The organism is Streptomyces sp. NPDC043908, from assembly GCF_056435525.1.
In genome coordinates, this window is the sequence record NZ_JBWKEI010000005.1 from 351,531 (window position 1) to 374,083 (window position 22,553).

Here is a 22,553-nt window from a genome sequence, read left to right on the forward strand (position 1 = left end):
GCGCGGCGGCCACGCAACGAATCGCCGCACAGGGCCTCTCACGCGCAACGAATCCTCCTCCGGCACGCAACAGTCGTGCCTTGTCGGGGTCGAGCGGCGGAACGTACCGTCTAGGTGACCCCTTCAACCACTTTCGCCCCGAGGACCGCCATGCCCCCGCTGCGCACCGCCCTGCTCCAGAGCTCCGGCCGTCCGGGTGACGTCGCCGCGAACCTGAAGGTGCTGGACGAGGCGGCCGGGCGGGCCGCGGCGACCGGGGCGGGCCTGCTGGTCACCGCCGAGATGTTCCTCACCGGCTACGCCATCGGGGACGACGTGCCCCGGCTCGCCGAGGCCGCCGACGGCCCCGGAGCGCGGGCCATCGCCGAGATCGCCCGCCGGCACGGCCTCGCGGTCCTCTACGGCTACCCCGAGCGGGACGGCGAGACCGTCTACAACTCGGCGCAGCTGATCGCCGCCGACGGGCAGCGCCTGGCGAACTACCGCAAGACCCACCTCTTCGGCTGCTTCGAGCAGAAGTGGTTCACCCCCGGCGACCAGCAGGTCGTCCAGGCCGAGCTGAACGGTCTGCGGCTGGGCATGATGATCTGCTACGACGTGGAGTTCCCCGAGAACGTCCGGGCGCACGCGCTGGCCGGCACCGACCTTCTCCTGGTGCCCACCGCGCAGATGCACCCCTTCCAGTTCGTCGCCGAGTCCGTGGTGCCGGTGCGCGCCTTCGAGAACCAGATGTACATCGCGTACGTCAACCGGACCGGCCCCGAGGGCGAGTTCGAGTTCGTCGGGCTGAGCTGCCTGGCCGGACCCGACGGCACCGCCCGGGCCCGCGCGGGCCGCGAGGCCGAGCTGGTCGTCGGCGACGCCGACCCCGAGTTCCTGGCCGCCTCGCGCGCGAACAACCCGTATCTGCGCGACCGCCGCCCCGGCCTCTACACCTCCCTCGTCTGACCCGGACCCTTCCGGCCGCCCCCTACCCCCCTCGTATTGTGCAAGGAGTCCGTACCCCATGACGTCCACGGTGCCCACCGCCGTCCCGCAGCCCGAGGGCCAGCCGCCGATCACCATGTTCGGTCCGGACTTCCCCTACGCGTACGACGACTTCCTGGCCCACCCGGCCGGGCTCGGCCAGATACCCGCGACCGAGCACGGCACCGAGGTCGCCGTCATCGGCGGCGGTCTGTCCGGCATCATCTCGGCGTACGAGCTGATGAAGATGGGCCTCAAGCCCGTCGTGTACGAGGCCGACCAGATCGGCGGACGGCTGCGCACCGTCGGCTTCGACGGCCCCGGCACGGACGGTCTGACCGCCGAGATGGGCGCCATGCGCTTCCCGCCCTCCTCGACGGCGCTCCAGCACTACATCGACCTGGTCGGCCTGGTCACCGAGCCGTTCCCGAACCCGCTCGCCGAGGCCACCCCCTCGACCGTCGTCGACCTCAAGGGCGAGTCGCACTACGCCGAGACCATCGCCGACCTGCCGCAGGTCTACCGCGACGTGGCCGCCGCGTGGAACGCCTGCCTGGAGGAGGGCGCCGACTTCTCGGACATGAACACCGCGATGCGCGAGCGCGACGTCCCGCGGATCCGGGAGATCTGGGCCAAGCTCGTCGAGAAGCTCGACAACCAGACCTTCTACGGCTTCCTCTGCGACTCGCAGGCGTTCAAGTCCTTCCGCCACCGCGAGATCTTCGGCCAGGTCGGCTTCGGCACCGGCGGCTGGGACACCGACTTCCCCAACTCCATCCTGGAGATCCTGCGCGTCGTCTACACCGAGGCGGACGACCACCACCGCGGCATCGTCGGCGGCTCCCAGCAGCTGCCGCTGCGGCTGTGGGAGCGCGAGCCGGAGAAGATCGTGCACTGGGCGCAGGGCACCTCGCTCTCCTCGCTGCACGAGGGCGCGCCGCGCCCGGCGGTCACCCGCCTGACCCGCACCGCGGGCAACCGGATCACCGTCACCGACGCGTCGGGCGACATCCGCACCTACCGCGCGGCGATCTTCACCGCGCAGTCCTGGATGCTGCTCTCCAAGATCGAGTGCGATGACTCGCTCTTCCCGATCGACCACTGGACGGCGATCGAGCGCACCCACTACATGGAGTCGAGCAAGCTCTTCGTGCCTGTGGACCGCCCGTTCTGGCTGGACAAGGATGAGGAGACGGGCCGGGACGTCATGTCGATGACGCTCACCGACCGGATGACCCGTGGCACCTACCTGCTGGACGACGGCCCGGACAAGCCCGCCGTCATCTGCCTCTCCTACACCTGGTGCGACGACAGCCTGAAGTGGCTGCCGCTGTCGGCGAACGAGCGCATGGAGGTCATGCTCAAGTCGCTCGGCGAGATCTACCCGAAGGTCGACATCCGCAAGCACATCATCGGCAACCCGGTGACCGTGTCGTGGGAGAACGAGCCGTACTTCATGGGCGCGTTCAAGGCGAACCTGCCGGGCCACTACCGCTACCAGCGCCGTCTGTTCACGCACTTCATGCAGGACTCGCTGCCCGAGGACAAGCGGGGCATCTTCCTCGCGGGCGACGACATCTCCTGGACGGCCGGCTGGGCCGAGGGCGCGGTGCAGACCGCGCTGAACGCGGTGTGGGGCGTCATGCACCACCTCGGCGGCGCCACCGACGGCACCAACCCCGGCCCGGGCGACCTGTACGACGAGATCGCGCCGGTCGAGCTGCCGGAGGACTGACGGCGGACCTACGAGGGCGGGGACCGGGATCGAGGGGCCCGGGGGCTGCGGCCCCCGGGCCCCTCCTCCGTCCCGTCATCCGTTCACAGCCCCGCGCCGGCAGGCGCACCCGCGCCGCTCGCGCCGTACTCGCCTCAGCCGGAGAAGGCCGGGCCCGGGCCGGAGCGGCAGGCGGGGACTGCGCGTGCGGGAGAGGGGCCCGCGTACGGCGTCAACAGGCACCGGCCCACCAGGCCGACCCCCGCGTCCATCCGCTCCCTGAACTCCCCGGACAGCTCGGGAAGTTCCCGCAGCCGCCACAGCAGCCGCGCCGAGGACCAGGCCGCGTCGCGCGCCCGCTCCAGGCTCCACGACGCCAGCAGATGCGTGAGCGGGTCCGCGACCTCCAGCAGGTCGGGCCCGGGCATCAGCTCCTCGCGCACGCGCTCCTCCAGCGCCACCAGCATGTCGCCGACCCGCTCGAAGTCCCGCTCCAGACCCTCCGGTCCGCACTCCAGGGCGCGGCAGCTGTCGACGACGGCGAGCGCCAGGTCGTGCCCGATGTGGGCGTTGATGCCGCAGAGCGCGAACTGCAGGGGGCGTACGCCCGGGTGGCGCCGGTACTGGAAGAGCGGCCGCCAGCAGGCGGGCGGGCGCAGCCCCGCCGCCACCGCGTCGACCGCCCGCAGATACCGCCGGGCGAACAGCACGTCCAGCGTCGCCGCCGCCCCCGGGTCCTCGAACGCGCCCCGGGTCAGGGAGCGGCCGATCTCCTCGGTGACCGCGAGATAGACCCGGTTGAAGACGGCCAGGCCGTCCTTGGGCGGCAGGCTCGCGCGCAGCGCCCGCATCCGCCCCGCTACGGTGTCCACCGACGCCCCGGCGAGCCCCGTGGCACCTGCCCGCTGTCCGATCCGCACCATGGGGGCAGCGTCCCAGCCCGGCGCCGCCCGGGACGTCGCCGTGCCCGGGGCTTCCCCGGAACGGGTGAACACGGGCCGTCGGGCCCGGAGGAAGAGGAGTCAGCGGTTGTCGGGAACACCGCCGTCACGCGCGCACCGGCGCGGCGAGGACAGAGCCGCGCGCCGTTCGGCCGCCCGGCGCACCGCCATGGTGGCGCTGGCCTGCGCGGTCGTGGGCGTCGGCGCGGTCTCCGGCGCCGTGGCGGCCCTCGGGGGCGAGGGCGGCGGCACGGCACGGCCCGCGCCCTCCCCGTCGCCCGCCGTCGCGACCCTGCCCGCCGTGCCCGCCCCGGCGTCCGTGCCCCCGTCGCCCCCGCGCGCGACCCCGCGCGCCGCCCGTCCGTCCACGTCTCCCCGGCCCCCGGCCGCCCCCTCGCCCGCGCCGGGCGCGATCTCCGCCCCGCTCTACCGCTCGCCCGACTCGCAGGTCCTCGACTGGGTCCGGGCCCACCCCGGTGACCCCCGCCGCCCGCTGATCGAGCGCCGGATCGCGGACCGTCCCACGGCCGTGTGGTTCACCGCGTACGACCCGGGCTCGATCACGCGCGAGGTACGGGCGGTGACCTCGGCGGCGGCCGCGCAGGGCAGAGTGGCGGTGCTCGTCCCGTACGCGATACCCGGCCGGGACTGCGGCGGCGCCTCGCAGGGCGGCGCGCCGGACCTCGCCGCGTACGACAGATGGATGGGGAACTTCGCGGCGGGGCTCGGGCGTTCACCGGTCATCGTGGTCCTGGAGCCGGACGCGATCGCCCAGTCGGACTGCCTCACCGGCGGCGAGCGCACGGCCCGGTTCGCCTCGCTGGCCAGGGCGGGGCGCGCGCTCCACACTGCCGACCCCAGGGCCAGGGTGTACTTCGACGCGGGCCACTCCGGCTGGCGCGACGCGGGGGAGATGGCCGGGCTGCTGCGTGCGGCGGGCGCCGCCACCAGTGGCGACGGCGTCTTCACCAACGTCTCCAACTTCCACGCCACGGCGGACGAGGTGGCGTACGCGCGCCGGGTGCTCACCGCGCTGGGCGGTCCCGCGCGGCTGGGCGCGGTGATCGACACCAGCCGCAACGGCAGGGGCGCGCCGCCGGACGGGCAGTGGTGCGACCCGGCCGGGCGGGGCCTGGGACGCGCGCCCACCACGCGGACGGGCGAGGCGCGTATCGACGCCTATCTGTGGGTGAAGCTGCCCGGCGAGTCCGACGGCTGCCGGGGCACGGCGGGCAGCTTCGCGCCCGACTACGCCTACGACTTGGCGCGCTGAGGCCCCTCGGGCGTCCCCTGCCCGTCGCTACGCTCGTCATCGCGCTCGCCGTAGGACGACGTGCCCTCGTCGAGCAGCGGTTCCTGCTCCTTCATATGGGCCGGGGCCAGGGCGCGCAGCACGTGGTAGCCGGTGATGACCACGATGGTGCCCAGGGCGATCCCGCCGAGGCGGAAGTCGTCGGTGAACTTCAGGCTGACGCCGCCGATGCCGATGATGATGCCGGCCGCCGCCGGGACCAGGTTCAGCGGATTGCGCAGGTCCACCTCGGCGTTGATCCAGATCTGGGCGCCCAGCAGGCCGATCATGCCGTAGAGGATGACGGTGATGCCGCCGAGGACGCCGCCGGGGATGGCCGCGACGATCGCGCCGAACTTGGGGCAGACACCGAAGAGCAGCGCGAAGCCGGCGGCGGCCCAGTAGGCGGCGGTCGAGTAGACGCGGGTGGCGGCCATGACGCCGATGTTCTCGGAGTAGGTGGTGTTGGGCGGGCCGCCGACGGCGGTGGAGAGCACCGAGGCCACACCGTCGGCGGCGATCGCGGTGCCCAGCTTGTCGTCGAGGTCGTCGCCGGTCATCTCACCGACGGCCTTGACGTGTCCGGCGTTCTCCGCGATCAGCGCGATCACCACGGGCAGAGCGACCAGGATGGCGGACCACTCGAAGTGCGGGGCGTGGAAGGAGGGCAGACCGATCCAGTCGGCCCTGCCCACTCCGGAGAGGTCCAGACGCCAGTGGTCGGTGGCCTCGCCCGCGCCCGGAACGGAGTGGATCCTGCCGAAGACACGGTCGAAGAGCCAGGAGATCGCGTAGCCGAAGAGCAGCCCGAGGAAGATCGCGACCCGGGACCAGAAGCCGCGCAGGCAGACCACGGCGAGTCCGGTGAAGAGCATCACCAGCAACGCGGTCCACTGGTCCTGCGGCCAGTACGTGGCGGCGGTCACCGGCGCCAAATTGAAGCCGATCAGCATGACGACCGCGCCGGTCACGATGGGCGGCATCGCGGCGTGGATGACCCGCGCGCCGAACCGCTGCACCGCGAGGCCCGCCGCGAACAGGACGGCGCCGACGACGAGGACCGCGCCGGTGACGGTGGCGCTGGTCCCGCCGCTCGCCCGGATCGTGGCGGCGACGCCGACGAAGGAGAGGGAGCAGCCCAGGTAGCTGGGGACCCGGCCCTTGGTGGCGAGCAGGAAGATGACCGTGGCGACGCCGGACATCATGATCGCGAGGTTGGGATCCAGGCCCATGAGGACGGGCGCCACGAAGGACGCGCCGAACATGGCGACCACGTGCTGGGCGCCGAGGCCGATCGTCCGGGGCCAGGAGAGCCGCTCGTCCGGACGGACGACGGCGCCGGGGGCGGGGGTCCGCCCGTCACCGTGCAGGGTCCAGCGCACGCCGAGGCCCATGAGTTTGCTCCAGTTCGTTCCGTGCTGAGAAGAATCAGCGCCATGGTAGTGGGGCCCGGGAGATCGGGTCCCATCCGTGAATTCCGCGCGGGGCATTGTCACCCGGAACTGCTGGCTCTACGCTCCAACGGCCTTACTGGTGAATAGAGTTCAGATATGTGAAGTTCCTAGGTGGGGAAGGTGCCTCTATGGGTGGCATATCCGGCATGGCCGCCGGTGGAAGACGCGGCCGACTGGTGGCCCTACTGGCCGCGGTGGCGGCCGTCGCCTCGGCGCTCGTCCCGACGGCCTCGCACGCCGCCGCTCCCCGGCCCGCCCCTCTCGGGGCCCCGCACACCGTGGTCGTCGACGGGGCGCGCATGAGGGACGCGCGGCTGCGGCTCGACGCGGGCGACCCCGCGCTGCGCGCCGCCGTCGGGAAGCTGACCGCGGCGGCCGACGCCCGGCTCGGGCAGGGCCCCTGGACGGTCGTGGACAAGCCGAGGCCCGCGCCGGGCGGCGACCCCCACGACTACCTGAGCCAGGCGCCGTACTGGTGGCCCTCCCGGCCGAGGACCGCCGACAACCCCTGGGGCTGCCCGTACGTGCAGAGGGACGGGCAGCGCAACCCCGAGGTCGACACCGGCACCGACCGCCTCGACCTCGGCCGGATGGTGAGCTCGGTGACCACGCTCAGCCTCGCCTGGTACTACACCGGCCGGGCCCGGTACGCCGAGCAGGCCTCAACCGCCCTGCGCACCTGGTTCCTGGACCCGGCGACCGCGATGAACCCCCACCTCGACCACGGCCAGTTCATCCCCTGCGCGTACGACGGCCGGGCGATCGGCATCATCGACTTCTCCCAGCAGTACACCGGCGTCCTGGACGCCGTCGCCGTCCTCGACCTGGGCGCGCCCGGCTGGCGGGCCGAGGACCGCACGCGGATGCGCGACTGGAACAAGAGGTTCCTGAACTGGCTGCTGACCTCGCCGTTCGGCAAGGAGGAGTCGGCCGCCAGGAACAACCACGGCACCTTCCAGGACATGCAGATCGCCGCGCTCGCCCTCGCCACCGGCGACCGGGCGCTGGCGGCGAGGACCGTCCGGGCCGCCGCGAAGCTGCGGGTCGACCCGCAGATCGCCGCCGACGGCAGCCAGCCCCAGGAGCTCGCCCGCACCCGCAGCTGGCACTACTCGGTCTTCGACCTGGTGGCGTACAGCAGGCTGGCCGCGATCGGCCGGCACGTCGGCGTCGACCTCTGGGGCCACCGGGGGCCGCAGGGACAGAGCCTGTTCAGGGCCGTCGACTATCTGCTGCCCGCGGCGACCGGGGCGGCCGCCTGGCCCCACCCGGAGCTGGAGTTTTCCCGGTACGCGGCGAGCGACGTGGTGCACGCGGCGGCCGACGCGGGCGACCGCAAGGCCCGCGCGGCCGTCCCGAGGCTCCAGGCCCCGCCCGGCGGCGACCTGTGGGCGCTGCGGCCCGCTGCCGAACAACTGGACTCGATCGCCGGCTGAGTCGCGGCCGGCACCCGGGCCCAGGGGCCGCCCGGTGCGGAAGGAGCGTCCGGGCTGAACCGCCCCCCATACGGTTCAGCCGCGGGCCGCGCTGGGGCGTGTCGCGAAAGTGGAGCCGTCCGCCCGAGGGGCAGGCGGGACGTTCGCGACACGCCCTAGGGGGCGGCGCCGGTGGAACGCGCCGGTGCCGCCTCCACGGCGGCCCCGCCACCCGTCGCACGGGCGCGCCCTCCCGTACGCAGCACGGTCGCCCCCGCGACCAGCCCCAGCGCCAACACCGTCACCAGGCCGAACGACACCACCAGGGACGTCAGATCGGCGATGCCGCCGATCGTCGAGGGGGCCACGAGGCCCGAGGTGTACGTGATGGTGGCGACGCCCGCGATGGCCTGGCTCGGGTTGGGGCCGCTGCGCCCGGCCGCCGCGAACGCCAGCGGCACCACCACCGCCACCCCCAGCCCCACCAGGGCGAACCCGGCCATCGCCACGGCCGGCGCGGGCGCCAGGACCACCGCGAGCCCGCCCGCCGTGGCCAGCGCGCCGCCGCAGCGGACCGTCCGTACCGCGCCGAACCGGTCCACGACCCGGTCGCCCGCGATCCGCGCCACCGTCATGGTCAGGGTGAACGCCGTGGTGGAGGCGGCGGCGAGCCCGGCCGACGCGTCCAGGGTGTCCCGCAGGTAGACCGCCGACCAGTCCAGGCTCGCCCCCTCGGCGAAGACCGCGCAGAACGCGACGAGGCCGATCACCACCGCCGTCCTCGGCGGCAGGGTGAAGCGCGGCGGCGGAACCTCGTCGGGCGCGCTGCGCAGATCCAGCACGGCGCCGCAGACGAGCGCGCCCAGCGCGGTGAGGACGGCCGCCGCGACGAGATGGTGCACGCGCGCGTCGACGCCGAGGTGCGCGGCGAGCGTGCCGGCGGTCGAGCCGATCAGGGCGCCCGCGCTCCACATGCCGTGCAGCCCCGACATGATGGACCGCCCGAGCCGGTCCTCGGTCTCCACGCCCAGCGCGTTCATGGCCACGTCCGACAGGCCCGCCGTCGCCCCGAACACGAAGAGCGCCGCACAGAGCGTGTAGAGGTTCGGCGCCAGCGCCGGGAGGGCGAGGGCCAGGGTCCACAGGGCGAGCAGCCCGCGCAGCGCCCGGCGCGCCCCGAGGCGGTGTGTGACCGCGCCGGAGAGCGGCATCAGCAGCGACGAGCCGATGGCGGGAAAGGCGAGCGCGAGTCCGAGCTGGCCGGTGGAGATGCCGGTGTGCTCCTGGATCCAGGGGACCCGGGTGGCGAAGTTCCCGGTGACCGTGCCGTGGACGCAGAACACCGCGGCGATCGCGATCCTGGCCCGCCTCAACTGCCGTGCGCCGACGTCCGCTTCGGTCCTCATCCGGCCGGTCCTCCCCTGGAAATGGTCACTGTGGTCCGGTGCCCGCGATAAACTATCAGGAACCCTGCCTGATAAATACTCCGCCGTCCGACGGGTTTCGGTCGTCTGGAAGGATCCCCGGCATGCCCGCATCACCGAGCACCGCCCGGGTCATCAACGACCGCCTCGCCCTGCGTCTGCTCCAGGACGAGGGGCCGCTGACGGCGGCTCAGCTCAAGGAGCTCACCGGTCTGTCCCGGCCCACCGTCGCCGATCTCGTCGAACGGCTCCAGGGATCGGGCCTTGTCCGGGTCGTGGGGGAGTCCGGCGCGGAGCGGCGCGGACCCAACGCCAAGCTGTACGGGATCGCCGCCGACCGGGCGCACCTCGCCGCCCTCGACGTACGCACCGACAGCGTCACCGTGGTCGTGGCGGACCTGCTCGGCGCGACCCTCGCCCGGGCCGCCCTACCGATCGACGCCGAGGCCGGGACGGGGCCGGCCGTGGAACAGGCGGTGGCGCTCCTGGAGCGCACCGCGAAGGAGGCGGGCGCTGCGCGGCTGCACAGCATCGGGATCGGGGCGCCCGGCCTGATCGACCCGGCGACCGGAGAGCTGCGCGACAGCACCGGGCTGCCCGCCTGGCACCGGGCGCTGGTCCCCGCCCTCCAGGGGCGGCTGTCGGCCGCGGTCCTCGTCGAGAACGAGGTGAACCTGGCGGCGATGGCCGAGCACCGCCTCGGCGCCGCGCGCGGTCAGACCGACTTCGTACTGTTCTGGCTGGGCCAGGGCGTGGGGGCCGCGGTCTTCCTGGACGGGAAGCTGCGCCGGGGCGCGTCCGGAGGGGCGGGCGAGATCGGCTTCCTGCCCGTCCCGGGCACCGGGGGGCTGCCGTCCGCGACCGGCTGCGACGGCGGGTTCCACGCGCTCGCGGGCGCCGACGCGGTACTGCGGCTCGCCGCCGGGCACGGGCTGAGCGGCGGCGCCGAGACGCTGGTACGGGAGGCGGAGGGCCCGTTCCTCGACGCGCTCGCCGAGCGGATCGCCATCGGCGCGGCGGCCGTGGTCTCCGTACTGGACCCGGGTCTGATCGTCCTGGGCGGCGAACTCGGCCACGCGGGCGGCGCCAGGCTCTCCGCCCGCGTACGGGCCCGGCTCGCCGCCCTCACCCCGCTCGGCGCGGAGGTCAGGCCCAGCGGACTCGGGGACCGGGCGGTGCTGCGCGGGGCCCTGCTCGCGGCCCGGGACGCCGCTCAGGACGAGCTGTTCGGGCCCTGACGCACCGCACCCCGGCCGGGAGTTCCGGCCGGGGTGCGGGCGCTTCACCGTGGGTGCCCGGCGGGGCGGCAAGGGCCCCGAGGCGCGCCGCCGGGCGTTCGGGGGCGGGGCCTCAGCAGGTCCCGAGGTCCTGCCAGACGCCCCACTCGCCGGTGGTCCCGGGCTCCTCGCCCTTCGTCCACCACTTCGACTTCCAGGTGTGGGACTTGTGCGAGACGGTCGTGCCGCTGCCGTACTCGGCCGTGGCCGACCAGACGGGCGCGGCACAGGAGCCCCCGCCGGTGGTGCCCCCGGTGGACCCGCCGGTCGTCCCACCCGTGGTCCCCCCGGTCGTCCCGCCCGTGGTGCCCCCGGTGGACCCGCCGGTCGTCCCACCCGTGGTGCCCCCGGTCGTCCCGCCCGTGGTCCCGCCGGTCGTCCCACCCGTGGTGCCCCCGGTCGTCCCGCCCGTCGTGCCGGTGTCCGGCTCGGTGGGCGTCGCGCCGCGGGTGAGGTCCCCGGCCACCGCGTAGGTGCGGCCGCCGAAGGTGACCGTCCAGTTGGAGGGCGTGGACACCGGCAGGTAGTAGACGAAGTCCAGCGTCACCGAGGCGCCCGGGGCCAGCGACTGCCAGGCCGGCAGCTTCAGCGAGACCCGGTTGTAGTCACCCTTCAGACCGCCCACGTTGCTGCCGGTGTGGTCGCTGCGCACGATCGTCGTACCGAAGCCCGACTGGTCCTTGGCGTTCGCCGGGGCCGAGGTGCCGTAGTCGAACTGGAACTCCGTCCCGCCCGGCAGCGTCGCCCTGGTGCGGTTGGTGAGCGTCACCTTCGGGCTGATCGGGTAGTTGGAGTCGCCGAGCGGGAACTGCCCGAAGTCCACGCCGATGTCGAGCGCCTGTGTCGGCAGGGCCACCGAGGAGCGCTTGGCGCCGTAGGGGGCTGCCGCCTTGAACTTGTCGTACATCGCGGACGTCAGCGTGGAGCCCGGCTCGTACTGGCCCTTGGCCGCGTTGTACCGGTAGTCGCCCGCGAGCTCCCAGACCATCGTGCCGCCGATGCCCCGGTCGACCACGTAGTCGGCCTTGGCGTTCACCGACTGCTCGTCCTCGGTGGACAGGAAGACCTTCTTCTGGTCGTTCCACAGCCACGGCGCGACCAGCGCCGCGCTGTACTTGCGCGTGTAGGCGCCGGTCAGCCTGGTGTCGGCCGGGAAGCCGTACCGGGTCACGTAGTCGCCGACGACGCCCTTCTCCAGGTTCTTGGCGTGCCACATCGGGTTGGAGCCCGCCGGGGCCTCCTTGCCGTTGTCGTCGAGGTCGTGCCAGAGGTTGTCGATGCCGGTCGCGCCGTCACCGCACTTGGTCAGCCCCGACCCGGCCGGACAGCTGGTGGACGCGGCCCTGCCCCACAGCCCGTCCGTCCCGCCGGTCACGTTCTTGAAGCCCCGGGTGTAGTACGGCAGGCCCATGTTGATGCGCCCGGCCGGCATCGAACCGCGGAAGTAGTGGTAGGCCCAGTCGGCGTTGAGGTACCCGGTCCCGCCGTACTGGGAGGTCGAGTAGACGCCCGCCGCGGCGAGTTCCGCGTCCTTGCCGTCGTCGAAGAGCGAGGCGTTGGGGCCCACGTACTCGTTCCAGGCGCCGTGCAGGTCGTACGACATGATGTTGACGTAGTCCAGGTACTTCTGGACCTGGAAGGTCTCCATGCCGCGCAGCAGATAGCCGGAGGAGGGGGCGGCGACGGACAGCAGGTAGTGCTTCCCGTCGGCCGCCCCCGCGCGGTCCAGCTTCTCGCGCAGCGACTTCATCAGCACCGCGTAGCCCTTGACCAGGCCCGCCCGGCGCGCGTTGGACAGCGTCCAGTCCAGCGGGTTGCCCGCGTCCTTCATCGTCGTGGGGTACTCGTAGTCGATGTCGACGCCGTTGAAGCCGTACTTCTTGACGAAGGCGACGGCCGAGTCCGCGAAGGTGTCGATGCCCGGCTGGTTCACCGAGCCGTCCGCGTTGGTGGCCACCGAGTAGAAGCCGCCCGAGGCCACGCGCTTGCCGTCGTCGCCGAAGTAGCCGCCCGTCTCGGCCCAGCCGCCCACCGAGATCAGCGTCTTCACATTCGGGTGCTGCTTCTTGAACTTGTTCAGGAGGTTGAAGTGGCCCTTGTAGGGGAGCGCGGGGTCCATCTCGGCCCCGGCCACGCCCGGCCAGGTCATCCCGGTCGCCGCGTTCTTCTCGCCGTCGCCGCCGACGGAGATCCTGTTGTCGGAACCGATGTGCGCGAAGGCGTAGTTGACGTGGGTGACCTTGTCCCACGGGATGTCGGAGGCGAGGTAGGCCGGGGTCCCGTCCTGGCCGGTGCGCCAGCCGGTGAAGTAGCCGATGACCCGGCGCTGGTGGTCCGCGCCCATCTTCTCGCGGCCCTCGGTGTCGTACACGGAGCAGTACGGGACGTCGACGCCCGGAGTCCGGTAGAGCCCGTCGGGGCGGCACACTTCGTTGTCGGCGGCGTGCGAGACGCCCGTGGAGAGCGTGGAGAGCAGCAGTCCCGCGACCGCGGCACCGGTCGCGAGCAGCGTGGCTCTCGTACGAGTGGGGGACAGCACGATCTGTTCCTCCAGGGGAGGTCGGTGGGACACGGCGGACGGCGGGCGGTCGTGCGGCGGCCCCGGCGTGCGCACACCGGCGGCCCTCACCTCGGAGGTGACACGGAGATTAAGAGGACTAGACCAGAGCGTCAATAGGTATGGACCAATGCAGGGGTCCCGAGGGGGTGGGCGGGGTGGGCGGACGGCGAACCTCCGTTACCGGCCGCTACCGGACTGTGACCCAGGCCATAGATGTTCGCCCGTATGGCCGACGATCAGTCGTGGCACACTGACCCTGTACCAGCAGCAGCGCACTCCGGGGTCGGTGTAATTCCGAACCGGCGGTAATAGTCCGCGACCCGGCCGCATCCAGTGGCCGGTTGACCAGGTGGAATTCCTGGACCGACGGTGAAAGTCCGGATGGGAGGCAGTGCGCGGCGGGCGGGCCCTCAGGGCTCATGCCGGCCGTTCCGCTGATCGCCGTCATGGGCGATCGGTGTCCTTCGGCCCTGCGTGAGCTGTCTGTACGGCCCTGTTCCCGCTCTCTGTCGTTCATCGACAGCCCCGGAGTCCGTGCCCGAAGAGGCAGGAGGACCCGGTGGCCACCGCAGCCGACGCAGACGCCATGCGCCGAGCCGTCGAGCTCGCCGCGCGCGGACTCGGCTCCACCAGCCCCAACCCGGTCGTCGGGTGCGTCATCACCGACGCCTCGGGCGCCGTCGTCGGCGAGGGCTTCCACCAGAAGGCCGGCGGCCCGCACGCCGAGGTCCACGCCCTGTCCGCCGCGGGCGACCGGGCCCGGGGCGGCACCGCCTACGTCACCCTCGAACCCTGCAACCACACCGGTCGCACCGGCCCCTGCGCCCAGGCGCTCATCGCGGCCGGCGTCACCCGCGTCGTGTACGCGGTCGGCGACCCGAACCCGCAGGCCACCGGGGGCGCCGACACGCTCGCGGCGGCCGGCGTCGAGGTGGAGCAGGGCCTGCTCGCGGACGAGGCCGAGGCCGGCAACGCCGCCTGGCTCACCTCCGTACGGCTCGGCCGCCCGTACGTCCTGTGGAAGTACGCCGCCACCCTGGACGGCCGGATCGCGGCCGAGGACGGCAGCAGCCGCTGGATCACCTCGGACGCCTCCCGCGCCGATGTCCACCGGCTGCGCGCCGAGGCGGACGCCGTGGTCGTGGGCTCCGGGACCGCCCGCGCCGACGACCCCCACCTCGCGGTGCGCGGGATCGACGGCGCCGTCCAGCCGCTGCGGGTCGTCGTCGACACCGAGGCCGCGGCCGTGCTGCCCGGCGCCCGGGTCCTCGACGCCGCCGCGCCGACCCTGATCGCGGTCGCCGAGGACGCCGACACCGCCCATCTGGCGGGCACCGAGGTGGTGCGGCTGCCGCGCGCCGCCACCGGTCTGGACATCCCGGCGCTGCTGGCCGCCCTGCACGGCCGGGGCGTGCGGTCCGTGCTCCTCGAAGGCGGCCCGGCCCTCGCCGGGGCCTTCGTCGCCGCGGGCGCGGTCGACAAGGTCGTCGGCTACCTCGCACCCGTCCTGCTCGGCGCGGGCCCCGCGGCCCTGGCCGGCGGCGGAATCACCACGATCGCCGAGGCGTTGCGGCTCGAACTGACCGAGACCGTCCGCATCGGCCCCGATCTCCGTATCAGTGCCATTCCCAAGGAGCGTTGAGCGTGTTCACCGGAATCGTCGAAGAGCTGGGTGAGGTCACCGCCGTCGAGAAGCTCGGCGACTCCTCCCGCTTCCGTCTGCGCGGCCCCGTCGTCACCGAGGGAGCCCGGCACGGCGACTCGATCGCCGTCAACGGAGTCTGTCTGACCGTCGTGGAGAGCGGCGACGGCGAGTTCACCGCCGACGTCATGGAGGAGACGCTGAAGCGCTCCAGCCTCGGCGCCCTCGACGTCGGCTCCCGCGTCAACCTGGAGCGGCCCATGGCCGTGGGCGGGCGCCTCGGCGGGCACATCGTCCAGGGCCACGTCGACGGCACCGGCGCCATCCTGGCGCGCACGCCCTCGGAGAACTGGGAGATCGTCAAGGTCTCGCTGCCCGCGGAGCTCTCCCGCTACGTCGTCGAGAAGGGCTCGATCACCGTCGACGGCGTCAGCCTCACGGTCGTCGAGGCCGGCCCCGACTACTTCACCATCAGCCTCATCCCCACCACCCTCGCGCTGACCACGCTCGGCCGCAAGCAGCCCGGCGACCCGGTCAACCTGGAGGTCGACGTGATCGCCAAGTACGTCGAGCGCCTGCTCGGCGCCCGCGGCCAGGAGGACCCGAAGTGAACTGGCTCAACTCCGAGGCGTTCACCGCCTTCGACCAGCACATCATGTGGTCCGACATGATCGGCAACACGGTCGGTCTGATCGCCCTCGCGCTCGGCTGGCGGCGCTCCATATGGACCTGGCCCGCCCAGCTCCTGTCCGGCGTCATCCTGCTGGCCGCGTTCAGCACCGCCCACCTCTCCGGCAGCGCCGGCAAGCAGCTGGTGGTCATCGTGGTGGCGCTGTGGGGCTGGTACCAGTGGCGCGGCGGACGGCGCCAGGGCCAGGACGGCTCCATCGCGGTGCGCTTCGCCACCTGGCGCGAGCGCGGCGCGCTCGTCGCGGGCGCGGCGCTCGGCACCCTCGCGGTCGGCGCGCTGTTCACCGCCTACCCGACGCTGTCGTGGGACCCGTGGCCGGACGCGTACATCTTCGTCGGCACGATCGTCGCCATGTACGCCCAGGCGCGCGGCATGGTCGAGTTCTGGTTCGCCTGGCTGCTCGTCGACGCCGTGGGCGTGCCGCTCAACTTCGCCAACGGCTTCGCCTTCTCCGGCTTCGTCTACGTCATCTACGGCGCAATCGTCCTGTGGGGCCTGCGCGACTGGTGGCTGCGCTCCCGTACGAGCGCGCAGCCCGTCCTGGAAGGAGCGGCGGCATGAGCGCCACCACACCCACCTGGTACTCCACCGACAACCGCGAGGACCTCTCCCTCGACCCCGTCGAGCAGGCGATCCGCGACATCGCGGCGGGCCGGCCGGTCGTGGTCGTGGACGACGAGGACCGCGAGAACGAGGGCGACCTCGTCATCGCCGCCGAGAAGGCGACCCCCGAGATCGTCGCGTTCATGATGAGCGAGTGCCGCGGGCTGATCTGCGCGCCCATGGAGGGCGACGCGCTCGACCGGCTCCGGCTGCCGCAGATGGTCGACCACAACACCGAGTCGATGAAGACCGCCTTCACCGTCTCGGTCGACGCGTCCGCCGCGCACGGCGTCTCCACCGGCATCTCCGCCGCCGACCGCGCCACCACCCTGCGCCTGCTCGCCCACGGGCAGGCCGAGGCCGGTGACTTCGTCCGCCCCGGGCACATCTTCCCGCTGCGCGCCAAGCCCGGCGGCGTCCTCGTCCGCAACGGCCACACCGAGGCCGCGGTCGACCTCGCCCGGCTCGCGGGGCTCGCCCCGGCCGGCGCGATCGTGGAGATCGCCGGTGAGGACGGCGTCATGCTGCGGCTGCCCGAGCTCATCCCGTTCGCCCGCAAGCACGGTCTGACGATCATCTCCATCGAGGACCTGATCGCCTACCGCCGCTCCAGCGAGCCCACCGTGCGCCGCGAGGCCGAGGTCCACCTCCCCACCTCCTTCGGGGAGTTCACCGCCTACGGCTACCGCTCCACCGTCGACGGCGTCGAGCACGTCGCCCTCGTCCACGGCGAGCTCGGCGACGGCGAGGACGTGCTGGTGCGCGTCCACTCCGAGTGCCTGACCGGCGACATCTTCCACTCGCAGCGCTGCGACTGCGGCCCCCAGCTCCAGGCCTCCATGGAGCGCATCACCGAGGCGGGCCGCGGCGTCGTGGTCTATCTGCGCGGCCACGAGGGGCGCGGCATCGGACTGCTCTCCAAGCTGCGCGCCTACGAGCTCCAGGAGCGCGGCCGCGACACGCTCGACGCCAACCTGGAGCTGGGCCTGCCCGCCGACGCCCGCGACTACGCGGCCGGTGCGCAGATCCTGGAGAACCTGGGCGTGCGCAGCCTGCGCCTGATGACCAACAACCCCGAGAAGACCGACGCCCTGGTCCGCCACGGCCTGGAGGTCACCGGCCGCGAGCCGATGCCGGTCAAGGCGGGCGAGCACAATCTGCGGTACCTGCGCACCAAGCGCGACCGGATGGGACACGACCTGCCGTGGCTGGACGCGGCAGCGTCGACCTGCGGCAACCAGTAACGACACCGACAGCGGCACCCGCAACAGCAACAGATCACCGAGGAGTAGCACGTGAGTGGCAAGGGCGCACCCGAACTGTCCGTACGCAACTGCGCAGACCTCCGGGTCGCCGTGATCGCGGCGCAGTGGCACGAGAAGGTCATGGACGGACTCGTCGACGGCGCCCTGCGCGCCCTGCACGAGCTCGGCATCGACGAGCCGACGCTGCTGCGCGTCCCCGGCAGCTTCGAGCTGCCGGTCGTCGCCAAGGTCTGCGCGGGCCGCGGGTACGACGCGGTCGTCGCCCTGGGCGTCGTCATCAGGGGCGGTACACCGCACTTCGACTATGTGTGCCAGGGTGTCACCAACGGTCTCACCCAGGTCAGCATCGACACCGGCGTACCCGTCGGATTCGGCGTGCTGACCTGCGACACCGAGGAGCAGGCCCTGGACCGGGCCGGCCTCGAAGGGTCGAACGAGGACAAGGGCCACGAAGCGGTCACCGCCGCCGTCGCCACGGCCGCCACGCTGCGCACCGTCAGCGAACCCTGGCGCTGAGTGGCAGGGACGCACCCCTTACCCTGAGAAGCATCATGGCGAACAAACCCTCCAAGAGTTTCGAAGAGCTCTTCACCGAGCTCCAGCTCAAGGCCGCCAACGGCGACCCGTCCACCTCCCGCACCGCCGAACTGGTGGACAAGGGTGTGCATGCCATCGGCAAGAAGGTCGTCGAGGAGGCCGCCGAGGTCTGGATGGCCGCCGAGTACGAGAGCAAGGACGCCGCCGCCGAGGAGATCTCGCAGCTGCTGTACCACGTCCAGGTGATGATGGTCGCGCGCGGGATCTCCCTCGACGACGTCTACGCGCACCTCTGAGCACACCCGCACATCCCACCCCCTCACCCGAAGGAAGCCGACCTCATGCTGCGCATCGCCGTCCCCAACAAGGGTTCACTGTCCGGACCTGCGTCGGCGATGCTCCATGAGGCCGGCTACCAGATGCGCAAGGAGTCCAAGGAACTCGTCCTGGTCGACCCGGTCAACGAGGTCGAGTTCTTCTACCTCCGCCCCAAGGACATCGCGATCTACGTGTCGGCGGGCAAGCTCGACATCGGCATCACCGGCGAGGACCTGCTGATCGACTCGGGTGCCGACGCCGAGGTGATCCTGCCGCTCGGCTTCGCCCGCTCCACCTTCCGCTTCGCCGCCAAGCCCGGCACCGTCTCGGGCATCGAGGACCTGGCGGGCAAGACGATCGCCACCTCCTACGAGGGCATCGTCGCCAAGCACCTGGCCGAGGCCGGTATCGCCGCCTCCGTGGTGCACCTCGACGGCGCTGTGGAGACCGCCATCGAGCTGGGCGTCGCCCAGGTCATCGCGGACGTCGTGGAGACCGGCACCTCGCTGCGCAACGCGGGTCTCGAGGTCTTCGGCGACCCGATCATGAAGTCGGAGGCGGCCGTCATCCGCCGCACCGGCGCCGACGCCGAGAACCCCAAGGTCCAGCAGTTCCTGCGCCGCCTCCAGGGCGTCCTGGTCGCCCGCAGCTACGTGATGATGGACTACGACTGCCGCGCCGAGCACCTGGAGCGGGCCGTCGCCCTCACCCCCGGCCTGGAGTCGCCGACGATCTCGCCGCTCCACAACGAGGGCTGGGTCGCGGTGCGCGCCATGGTCCCGGCCAAGGAGGCCCAGCGGATCATGGACGACCTGTACGAGCTGGGCGCCCGCGCCATCCTCACCACGGCCATCCACGCCTGCCGCCTCTGACCGGTCCGCCCGGCCCCCCGATCCCCGTACGGAAGTGACGTTCCCCGTGTCCGCCCCCGCGCCCCAGCTCCCCGCTCTCCCGGTCACGTTCCGGCCGACCCGCACCCGGGCCGTGCTGCTGAGCGTGGGCGCCGTGATGTTCGCCGTGATCACCGGCGTCGCACTGCTCCTGGAGAACATGAGCGGGGGCGAGCGGGCCAGCTTCGTCTTCACCGCCACGCTCTTCTTCGCCGTCCTCGCGCTGCTGAGCCGGCCCAAGGTCGTCGCCGACGACACGGGCGTCACCGTCGTCAACCTCACCCGGACCCGGCGGCTCGCCTGGGCCGAGATCCTGCGCGTGAACCTGCGCCCCGGCGACCCCTGGGTCTTCCTGGACCTCAGCGACGGCACCAGCCTGCCCGCGCTCGGCATCCAGCCCGGCATCGCCAAGGAGCGGGCCATCCGCGACGCCCGCGCGCTGCGCGCGCTGGCCGAGACGCACGGCACCCGCCAGGACGGCTGACCCTCCCCCTTTCAGCACCGGGGCAGGCATTGCGGCGACGATCTCAATAGCTACCCTGGTGGACGTGGCGCGCAACGCGCCGGCCCCGCGCAGAAGGCGGCACCACGCGCCTGCGGGGCACCAGCGACCCGAGGAGTGACTCCCTCCAGCAATGGACGGATCGTCCGGTAGTACCCGCGCCGCCCCTTCGCAGGAGGCGGCGGCATGACCACCCCCCTTCTGCTGCTCGCCGCGGCATTCCTTCTCATCCTCGCCAACGGGTTCTTCGTGGCCGCCGAGTTCGGCCTGGTCACCGTGGAGCGTCCGGACGCCGAGCAGGCCGCCGCCGACGGCGACCGCCGCGCCGGCACCGTCGTGGCGGCCCTGCGCGAGCTGTCCTTCCAGCTCTCCGGCACCCAGCTCGGCATCACCATCACCTCGCTCGTCGTCGGCATGCTCGCCGAGCCCGCGCTCGCCGGACTGCTCGACGGGCCGCTCACCGCGGCCGGCCTGCCGGCCCGGGTGGCGCCCGGGGTGAGCGTCGTCGTCGGCATGCTGCTCGCCTCCGCCGTCCAGATGGTGATCGGCGAACTCGTCCCCAAGAACTGGGCGGTCTCGCGGCCCCTCCAGGTCGCGCGGTTCGTCGCCGGCCCGCAGAGCCGCTTCTCCCGGCTCTTCCGGCCCGTCATCGCCCTCCTGAACACCGTCGCCAACCGGCTGGTCCGGGCGCTCGGCGTGGAGCCGGCCGACGAACTCGCCTCCGCCCGCACCCCGGGCGAACTGGTCTCCCTGGCCCGCCACTCGGCGCGCGCCGGAGCCATCGAGCAGGACACCGCCGACCTGTTCGTCCGCACCCTGGCGCTCGGCCGGCTCACCGCGGCGAACGTGATGACGCCGCGCGTGAAGGTGAGCGCGCTCCAGACCTCCGCGACCGCCGCCGACGTCCTCAACCTCACCCGGGCCACCGGGCTCTCCCGCTTCCCCGTCTACCGGGAGCGGATCGACGAGGTCGTCGGCATGGTCCACCTCAAGGACGCGCTCGCGGTGCCGCCGCAGGAGCGCCACCGCACGCCGGCCGCGCGGATCGCCGTGCCGCCGCTGCTGGTGCCCGAGACCCTGCCCGTGCAGCAGCTGCTCGAACGGCTGCGCAGCGAGCAGCCGATAGCCGTGGTCGTCGACGAGTACGGCGGCACGGCCGGGGTCGTCACCCTGGAGGACATCGTCGAGGAGCTCGTCGGCGAGGTGCGCGACGAGCACGACACCGAGGGCGACACCGGGCCCGAGCTCGCCGCCGTGGCGAGCGACGACGGCCGCCCCGCGTGGGAGGCCGACGGCAGCTGCCGGGTGCTGAGCCTGCGCCGGATAGGACTGGACGCGCCGGACGGGCCGTACGAGACGGTCGCCGGACTCGTCGCCGACCTGCTCGGACGCATCCCCGTCCCCGGTGACCGCGCCGAGCTGCCGGGCTGGCGGATCCAGGTCCGCCGGGTCGAGCGCTACCGTGCCGAGCGCGTGCGCTTCGTCCGTACCGCCGACGTCAAGAGCGTGGCGGAGGCCGTGCGATGAGCCTGCTGCAACTCTTCTTCGCCCTGCTGCTCGTGCTGGCGAACGGCTTCTTCGTCGGGGCCGAGTTCGCTTTGGTCTCCGTGCGCCGCAGCCAGATCGAACCCCTCGCGTCCCAGTCGGCGCGGGCCCGGCAGGTGCTGCACGGTCTGGAGAACCTGCCGCAGATGATGGCGGCCGCGCAGTTCGGCATCACCGTCTGCTCGCTGACGCTGGGCGCGGTGGCCGAGCCCACCGTGGCCCACCTCCTCGAGCCGGTGTTCGAGGCCGCCCGGGTCCCGGCGGGACTGATCCACCCCCTCGGTTACGCGATCGCGCTCGCCCTGGTCGTCTTCCTCCACCTCGTCATCGGCGAGATGGTCCCGAAGAACCTGGCGATGGCGGCGCCCGAGAAGACCGCGCTCTGGTTCAGCCCCGGCCTCGTCGCCTTCGCCCGGGTCTGCCGCCCGGTCACGGTCGCGCTGGGCACGTGCGCGCGGCTGGTGCTGCGGGCGTTCCGGGTGGAGCCCAAGGACGAGGTGGAGGCGGTCTTCACCAGCGAGCAGCTGAACCGCCTGGTGGAGGACTCCGGACAGGCCGGGCTCCTGGACCCGCGGGAGATGGAGCGACTGGAGGACGCCCTGGAGCTGGGCAGCCGGCCGGTGACGGACGTCCTGCTCGACCGGTCGTCCCTGGTGACGGTCGGCTCCTCGGTGACGCCCCGGCAGCTGGAGGAGCTGACGGTCCGTACCGGGTACTCGCGCTTCCCCGTCTGCGCCGAGGGGGGCGCCTTCATGGGGTTCCTCCACGTCAAGGACGTCCTGGACCTGGAGGAGCGGGAGCGGGCGGTGCCGCAGCAGGTGTGGCGCCCGCTGGTCACGCTCCGGGCCGAGCTGCCGCTCGACGACGCGCTCACCGTGATGCGGCGGGCTGCGGCGCACCTCGCGCAGGTGGCGGACGCGTCGGGGCGGGTGCTGGGGCTGGTGGCGCTGGAGGACGTCCTGGAGATGCTGGTGGGCGAGGTACGGGACCCGTCGCACCGCCCGTTCCCGGTACAGCCCCGAGCGGAGCAGGCCCTGGCGGGGTGAGCCAGGGGGGTTTCGCCCCTCCCGCCCCTTCCCCAAACCCTCCGGGGGCGGGGGAGGGGCGGGGCAGGCGGTTTCCCCGGGGACTCCGTCCCCTGCACCCCTGGGCGGGGGCTGCGTCCCCTGGACCCCTGGGCGGGGGCTGCGTCCCCTGCGCCCCTGGGCGGGGACTCCGTTCCCTGCACCCCTGAGGGGGCTGCGCCCCCTGCACCTCTGGGCGGGGGCTGCGTCCCTTGCGCCCCTGGGCGGGGACTCCGTCCCCTGCACCCCTGAGGGGGCTGCACCCCTGAGGGGGCTGCGCCCCCTGTATCCCCGCTTCGCGGGTGTCCCTTTGGCTGCGGGCCGTGTGGGGGGGGGGGGGGGGGGGGGGGGGGGGGGAAAAAAAAAAAAAAAAACGGGAGGGTGGGGAGGAGAAAGAAACAAAAGAAGACAAGAAAACCAAGAGGAGGTGGGGAGGAACAACGCACGATACAAG

General features: G+C 72.7%; 19 protein-coding genes and 1 riboswitch. Of the genes, 15 read left to right on the top strand and 4 right to left on the bottom strand.

From position 1 onward, the window contains the following. Positions 1 to 150 precede the first annotated feature (150 nt). Together AC069K_RS14485 and AC069K_RS14490 are read left to right on the top strand one after the other, a co-directional pair. Positions 151 to 948, top strand: a complete 798-nt coding sequence (locus AC069K_RS14485; RefSeq protein WP_358835062.1) for a carbon-nitrogen hydrolase family protein — start codon at positions 151 to 153, stop codon at positions 946 to 948. Between the two features lie 58 nt (positions 949 to 1,006). Further along, positions 1,007 to 2,701: a flavin monoamine oxidase family protein gene (locus tag AC069K_RS14490; protein ID WP_358835063.1), complete on the top strand. Its 1,695-nt coding sequence runs from the start codon at positions 1,007 to 1,009 to the stop codon at positions 2,699 to 2,701. Between the two features lie 134 nt (positions 2,702 to 2,835). Here AC069K_RS14490 and AC069K_RS14495 read toward each other — a convergent pair whose 3' ends face one another. After that, positions 2,836 to 3,603: a DUF5995 family protein gene (locus tag AC069K_RS14495; RefSeq protein ID WP_365113920.1), complete on the bottom strand. Its 768-nt coding sequence runs from the start codon at positions 3,601 to 3,603 to the stop codon at positions 2,836 to 2,838. A 187-nt stretch (positions 3,604 to 3,790) separates the two neighbouring features. Here AC069K_RS14495 and AC069K_RS14500 point away from each other — a divergent pair, with 187 nt between their 5' ends. Then, entirely contained in the window at positions 3,791 to 4,894 is a 1,104-nt protein-coding gene (locus AC069K_RS14500) for a glycoside hydrolase family 6 protein (protein ID WP_478615937.1), read from the top strand. Here AC069K_RS14500 and AC069K_RS14505 read toward each other — a convergent pair. Continuing rightward, a complete protein-coding gene (locus AC069K_RS14505; protein ID WP_478615752.1) occupies positions 4,876 to 6,306 on the bottom strand; it encodes a uracil-xanthine permease family protein in 1,431 nt (476 codons plus the stop codon). The genes AC069K_RS14500 and AC069K_RS14505 overlap by 19 nt on opposite strands. Positions 6,307 to 6,494: 188 nt before the next feature. Here AC069K_RS14505 and AC069K_RS14510 point away from each other — a divergent pair, with 188 nt between their 5' ends. Then, on the top strand, positions 6,495 to 7,802 hold the full coding sequence (locus AC069K_RS14510) for an alginate lyase family protein (RefSeq protein WP_478615754.1): 1,308 nt from the start codon (positions 6,495 to 6,497) through the stop codon (positions 7,800 to 7,802). Between the two features lie 155 nt (positions 7,803 to 7,957). Here AC069K_RS14510 and AC069K_RS14515 read toward each other — a convergent pair whose 3' ends face one another. Next, positions 7,958 to 9,187 carry an MFS transporter gene (locus tag AC069K_RS14515; protein ID WP_478615757.1) on the bottom strand — a complete coding sequence of 410 codons (1,230 nt, stop codon included), beginning with the start codon at positions 9,185 to 9,187 and terminating at the stop codon, positions 7,958 to 7,960. A 122-nt stretch (positions 9,188 to 9,309) separates the two neighbouring features. Between AC069K_RS14515 and AC069K_RS14520 the strand changes: the two genes are divergently transcribed. Next, complete coding sequence (locus AC069K_RS14520; RefSeq protein WP_478615760.1) at positions 9,310 to 10,443, top strand: ROK family transcriptional regulator; 1,134 nt, start codon at positions 9,310 to 9,312, stop codon at positions 10,441 to 10,443. 112 nt (positions 10,444 to 10,555) lie between these two features. Here AC069K_RS14520 and AC069K_RS14525 read toward each other — a convergent pair whose 3' ends face one another. Then, positions 10,556 to 13,021, bottom strand: a complete 2,466-nt coding sequence (locus AC069K_RS14525) for a chitinase C-terminal domain-containing protein (RefSeq protein ID WP_478615763.1) — start codon at positions 13,019 to 13,021, stop codon at positions 10,556 to 10,558. A 289-nt stretch (positions 13,022 to 13,310) separates the two neighbouring features. Then, positions 13,311 to 13,441: riboswitch (FMN riboswitch) on the top strand. Positions 13,442 to 13,601: 160 nt separating this feature from the next. Here AC069K_RS14525 and ribD point away from each other — a divergent pair. From ribD to AC069K_RS14575, 10 genes are all read left to right on the top strand, one after another. Further along, a complete protein-coding gene (ribD, locus tag AC069K_RS14530) occupies positions 13,602 to 14,684 on the top strand; it encodes a bifunctional diaminohydroxyphosphoribosylaminopyrimidine deaminase/5-amino-6-(5-phosphoribosylamino)uracil reductase RibD (RefSeq protein WP_478615766.1) in 1,083 nt (360 codons plus the stop codon). Positions 14,685 to 14,686: 2 nt separating this feature from the next. Then, positions 14,687 to 15,295, top strand: coding sequence for a riboflavin synthase (locus AC069K_RS14535; protein ID WP_478615769.1), 609 nt, complete (start codon positions 14,687 to 14,689; stop codon positions 15,293 to 15,295). Beyond that, a complete protein-coding gene (locus AC069K_RS14540; RefSeq protein WP_478615772.1) occupies positions 15,292 to 15,936 on the top strand; it encodes a nicotinamide mononucleotide transporter family protein in 645 nt (214 codons plus the stop codon). The genes AC069K_RS14535 and AC069K_RS14540 overlap by 4 nt, the downstream gene beginning before the upstream one ends. Continuing rightward, positions 15,933 to 17,222 (top strand): bifunctional 3,4-dihydroxy-2-butanone-4-phosphate synthase/GTP cyclohydrolase II, encoded by a 1,290-nt coding sequence (locus AC069K_RS14545; RefSeq protein ID WP_365113936.1) that lies wholly within the window; start codon positions 15,933 to 15,935, stop codon positions 17,220 to 17,222. The genes AC069K_RS14540 and AC069K_RS14545 overlap by 4 nt, the downstream gene beginning before the upstream one ends. 51 nt (positions 17,223 to 17,273) lie before the next feature. Next, the gene (ribH, locus tag AC069K_RS14550) at positions 17,274 to 17,759 is read left to right on the top strand and encodes a 6,7-dimethyl-8-ribityllumazine synthase (RefSeq protein ID WP_358836079.1); all 486 of its coding nucleotides are present in this window, start codon (positions 17,274 to 17,276) and stop codon (positions 17,757 to 17,759) included. A 35-nt stretch (positions 17,760 to 17,794) separates the two neighbouring features. After that, positions 17,795 to 18,076 (top strand): phosphoribosyl-ATP diphosphatase, encoded by a 282-nt coding sequence (locus AC069K_RS14555; RefSeq protein ID WP_188275085.1) that lies wholly within the window; start codon positions 17,795 to 17,797, stop codon positions 18,074 to 18,076. A 45-nt stretch (positions 18,077 to 18,121) separates the two neighbouring features. Further along, positions 18,122 to 18,970, top strand: a complete 849-nt coding sequence (gene hisG / locus AC069K_RS14560; RefSeq protein ID WP_101387334.1) for an ATP phosphoribosyltransferase — start codon at positions 18,122 to 18,124, stop codon at positions 18,968 to 18,970. Between the two features lie 46 nt (positions 18,971 to 19,016). After that, positions 19,017 to 19,472, top strand: a complete 456-nt coding sequence (locus AC069K_RS14565) for a PH domain-containing protein (RefSeq protein WP_365113947.1) — start codon at positions 19,017 to 19,019, stop codon at positions 19,470 to 19,472. 204 nt (positions 19,473 to 19,676) lie between these two features. Next, a complete protein-coding gene (locus AC069K_RS14570) occupies positions 19,677 to 21,017 on the top strand; it encodes a hemolysin family protein (RefSeq protein WP_365113939.1) in 1,341 nt (446 codons plus the stop codon). Further along, complete coding sequence (locus AC069K_RS14575; protein ID WP_365113941.1) at positions 21,014 to 22,081, top strand: hemolysin family protein; 1,068 nt, start codon at positions 21,014 to 21,016, stop codon at positions 22,079 to 22,081. The genes AC069K_RS14570 and AC069K_RS14575 overlap by 4 nt, the downstream gene beginning before the upstream one ends. Positions 22,082 to 22,553: the final 472 nt, after the last annotated feature.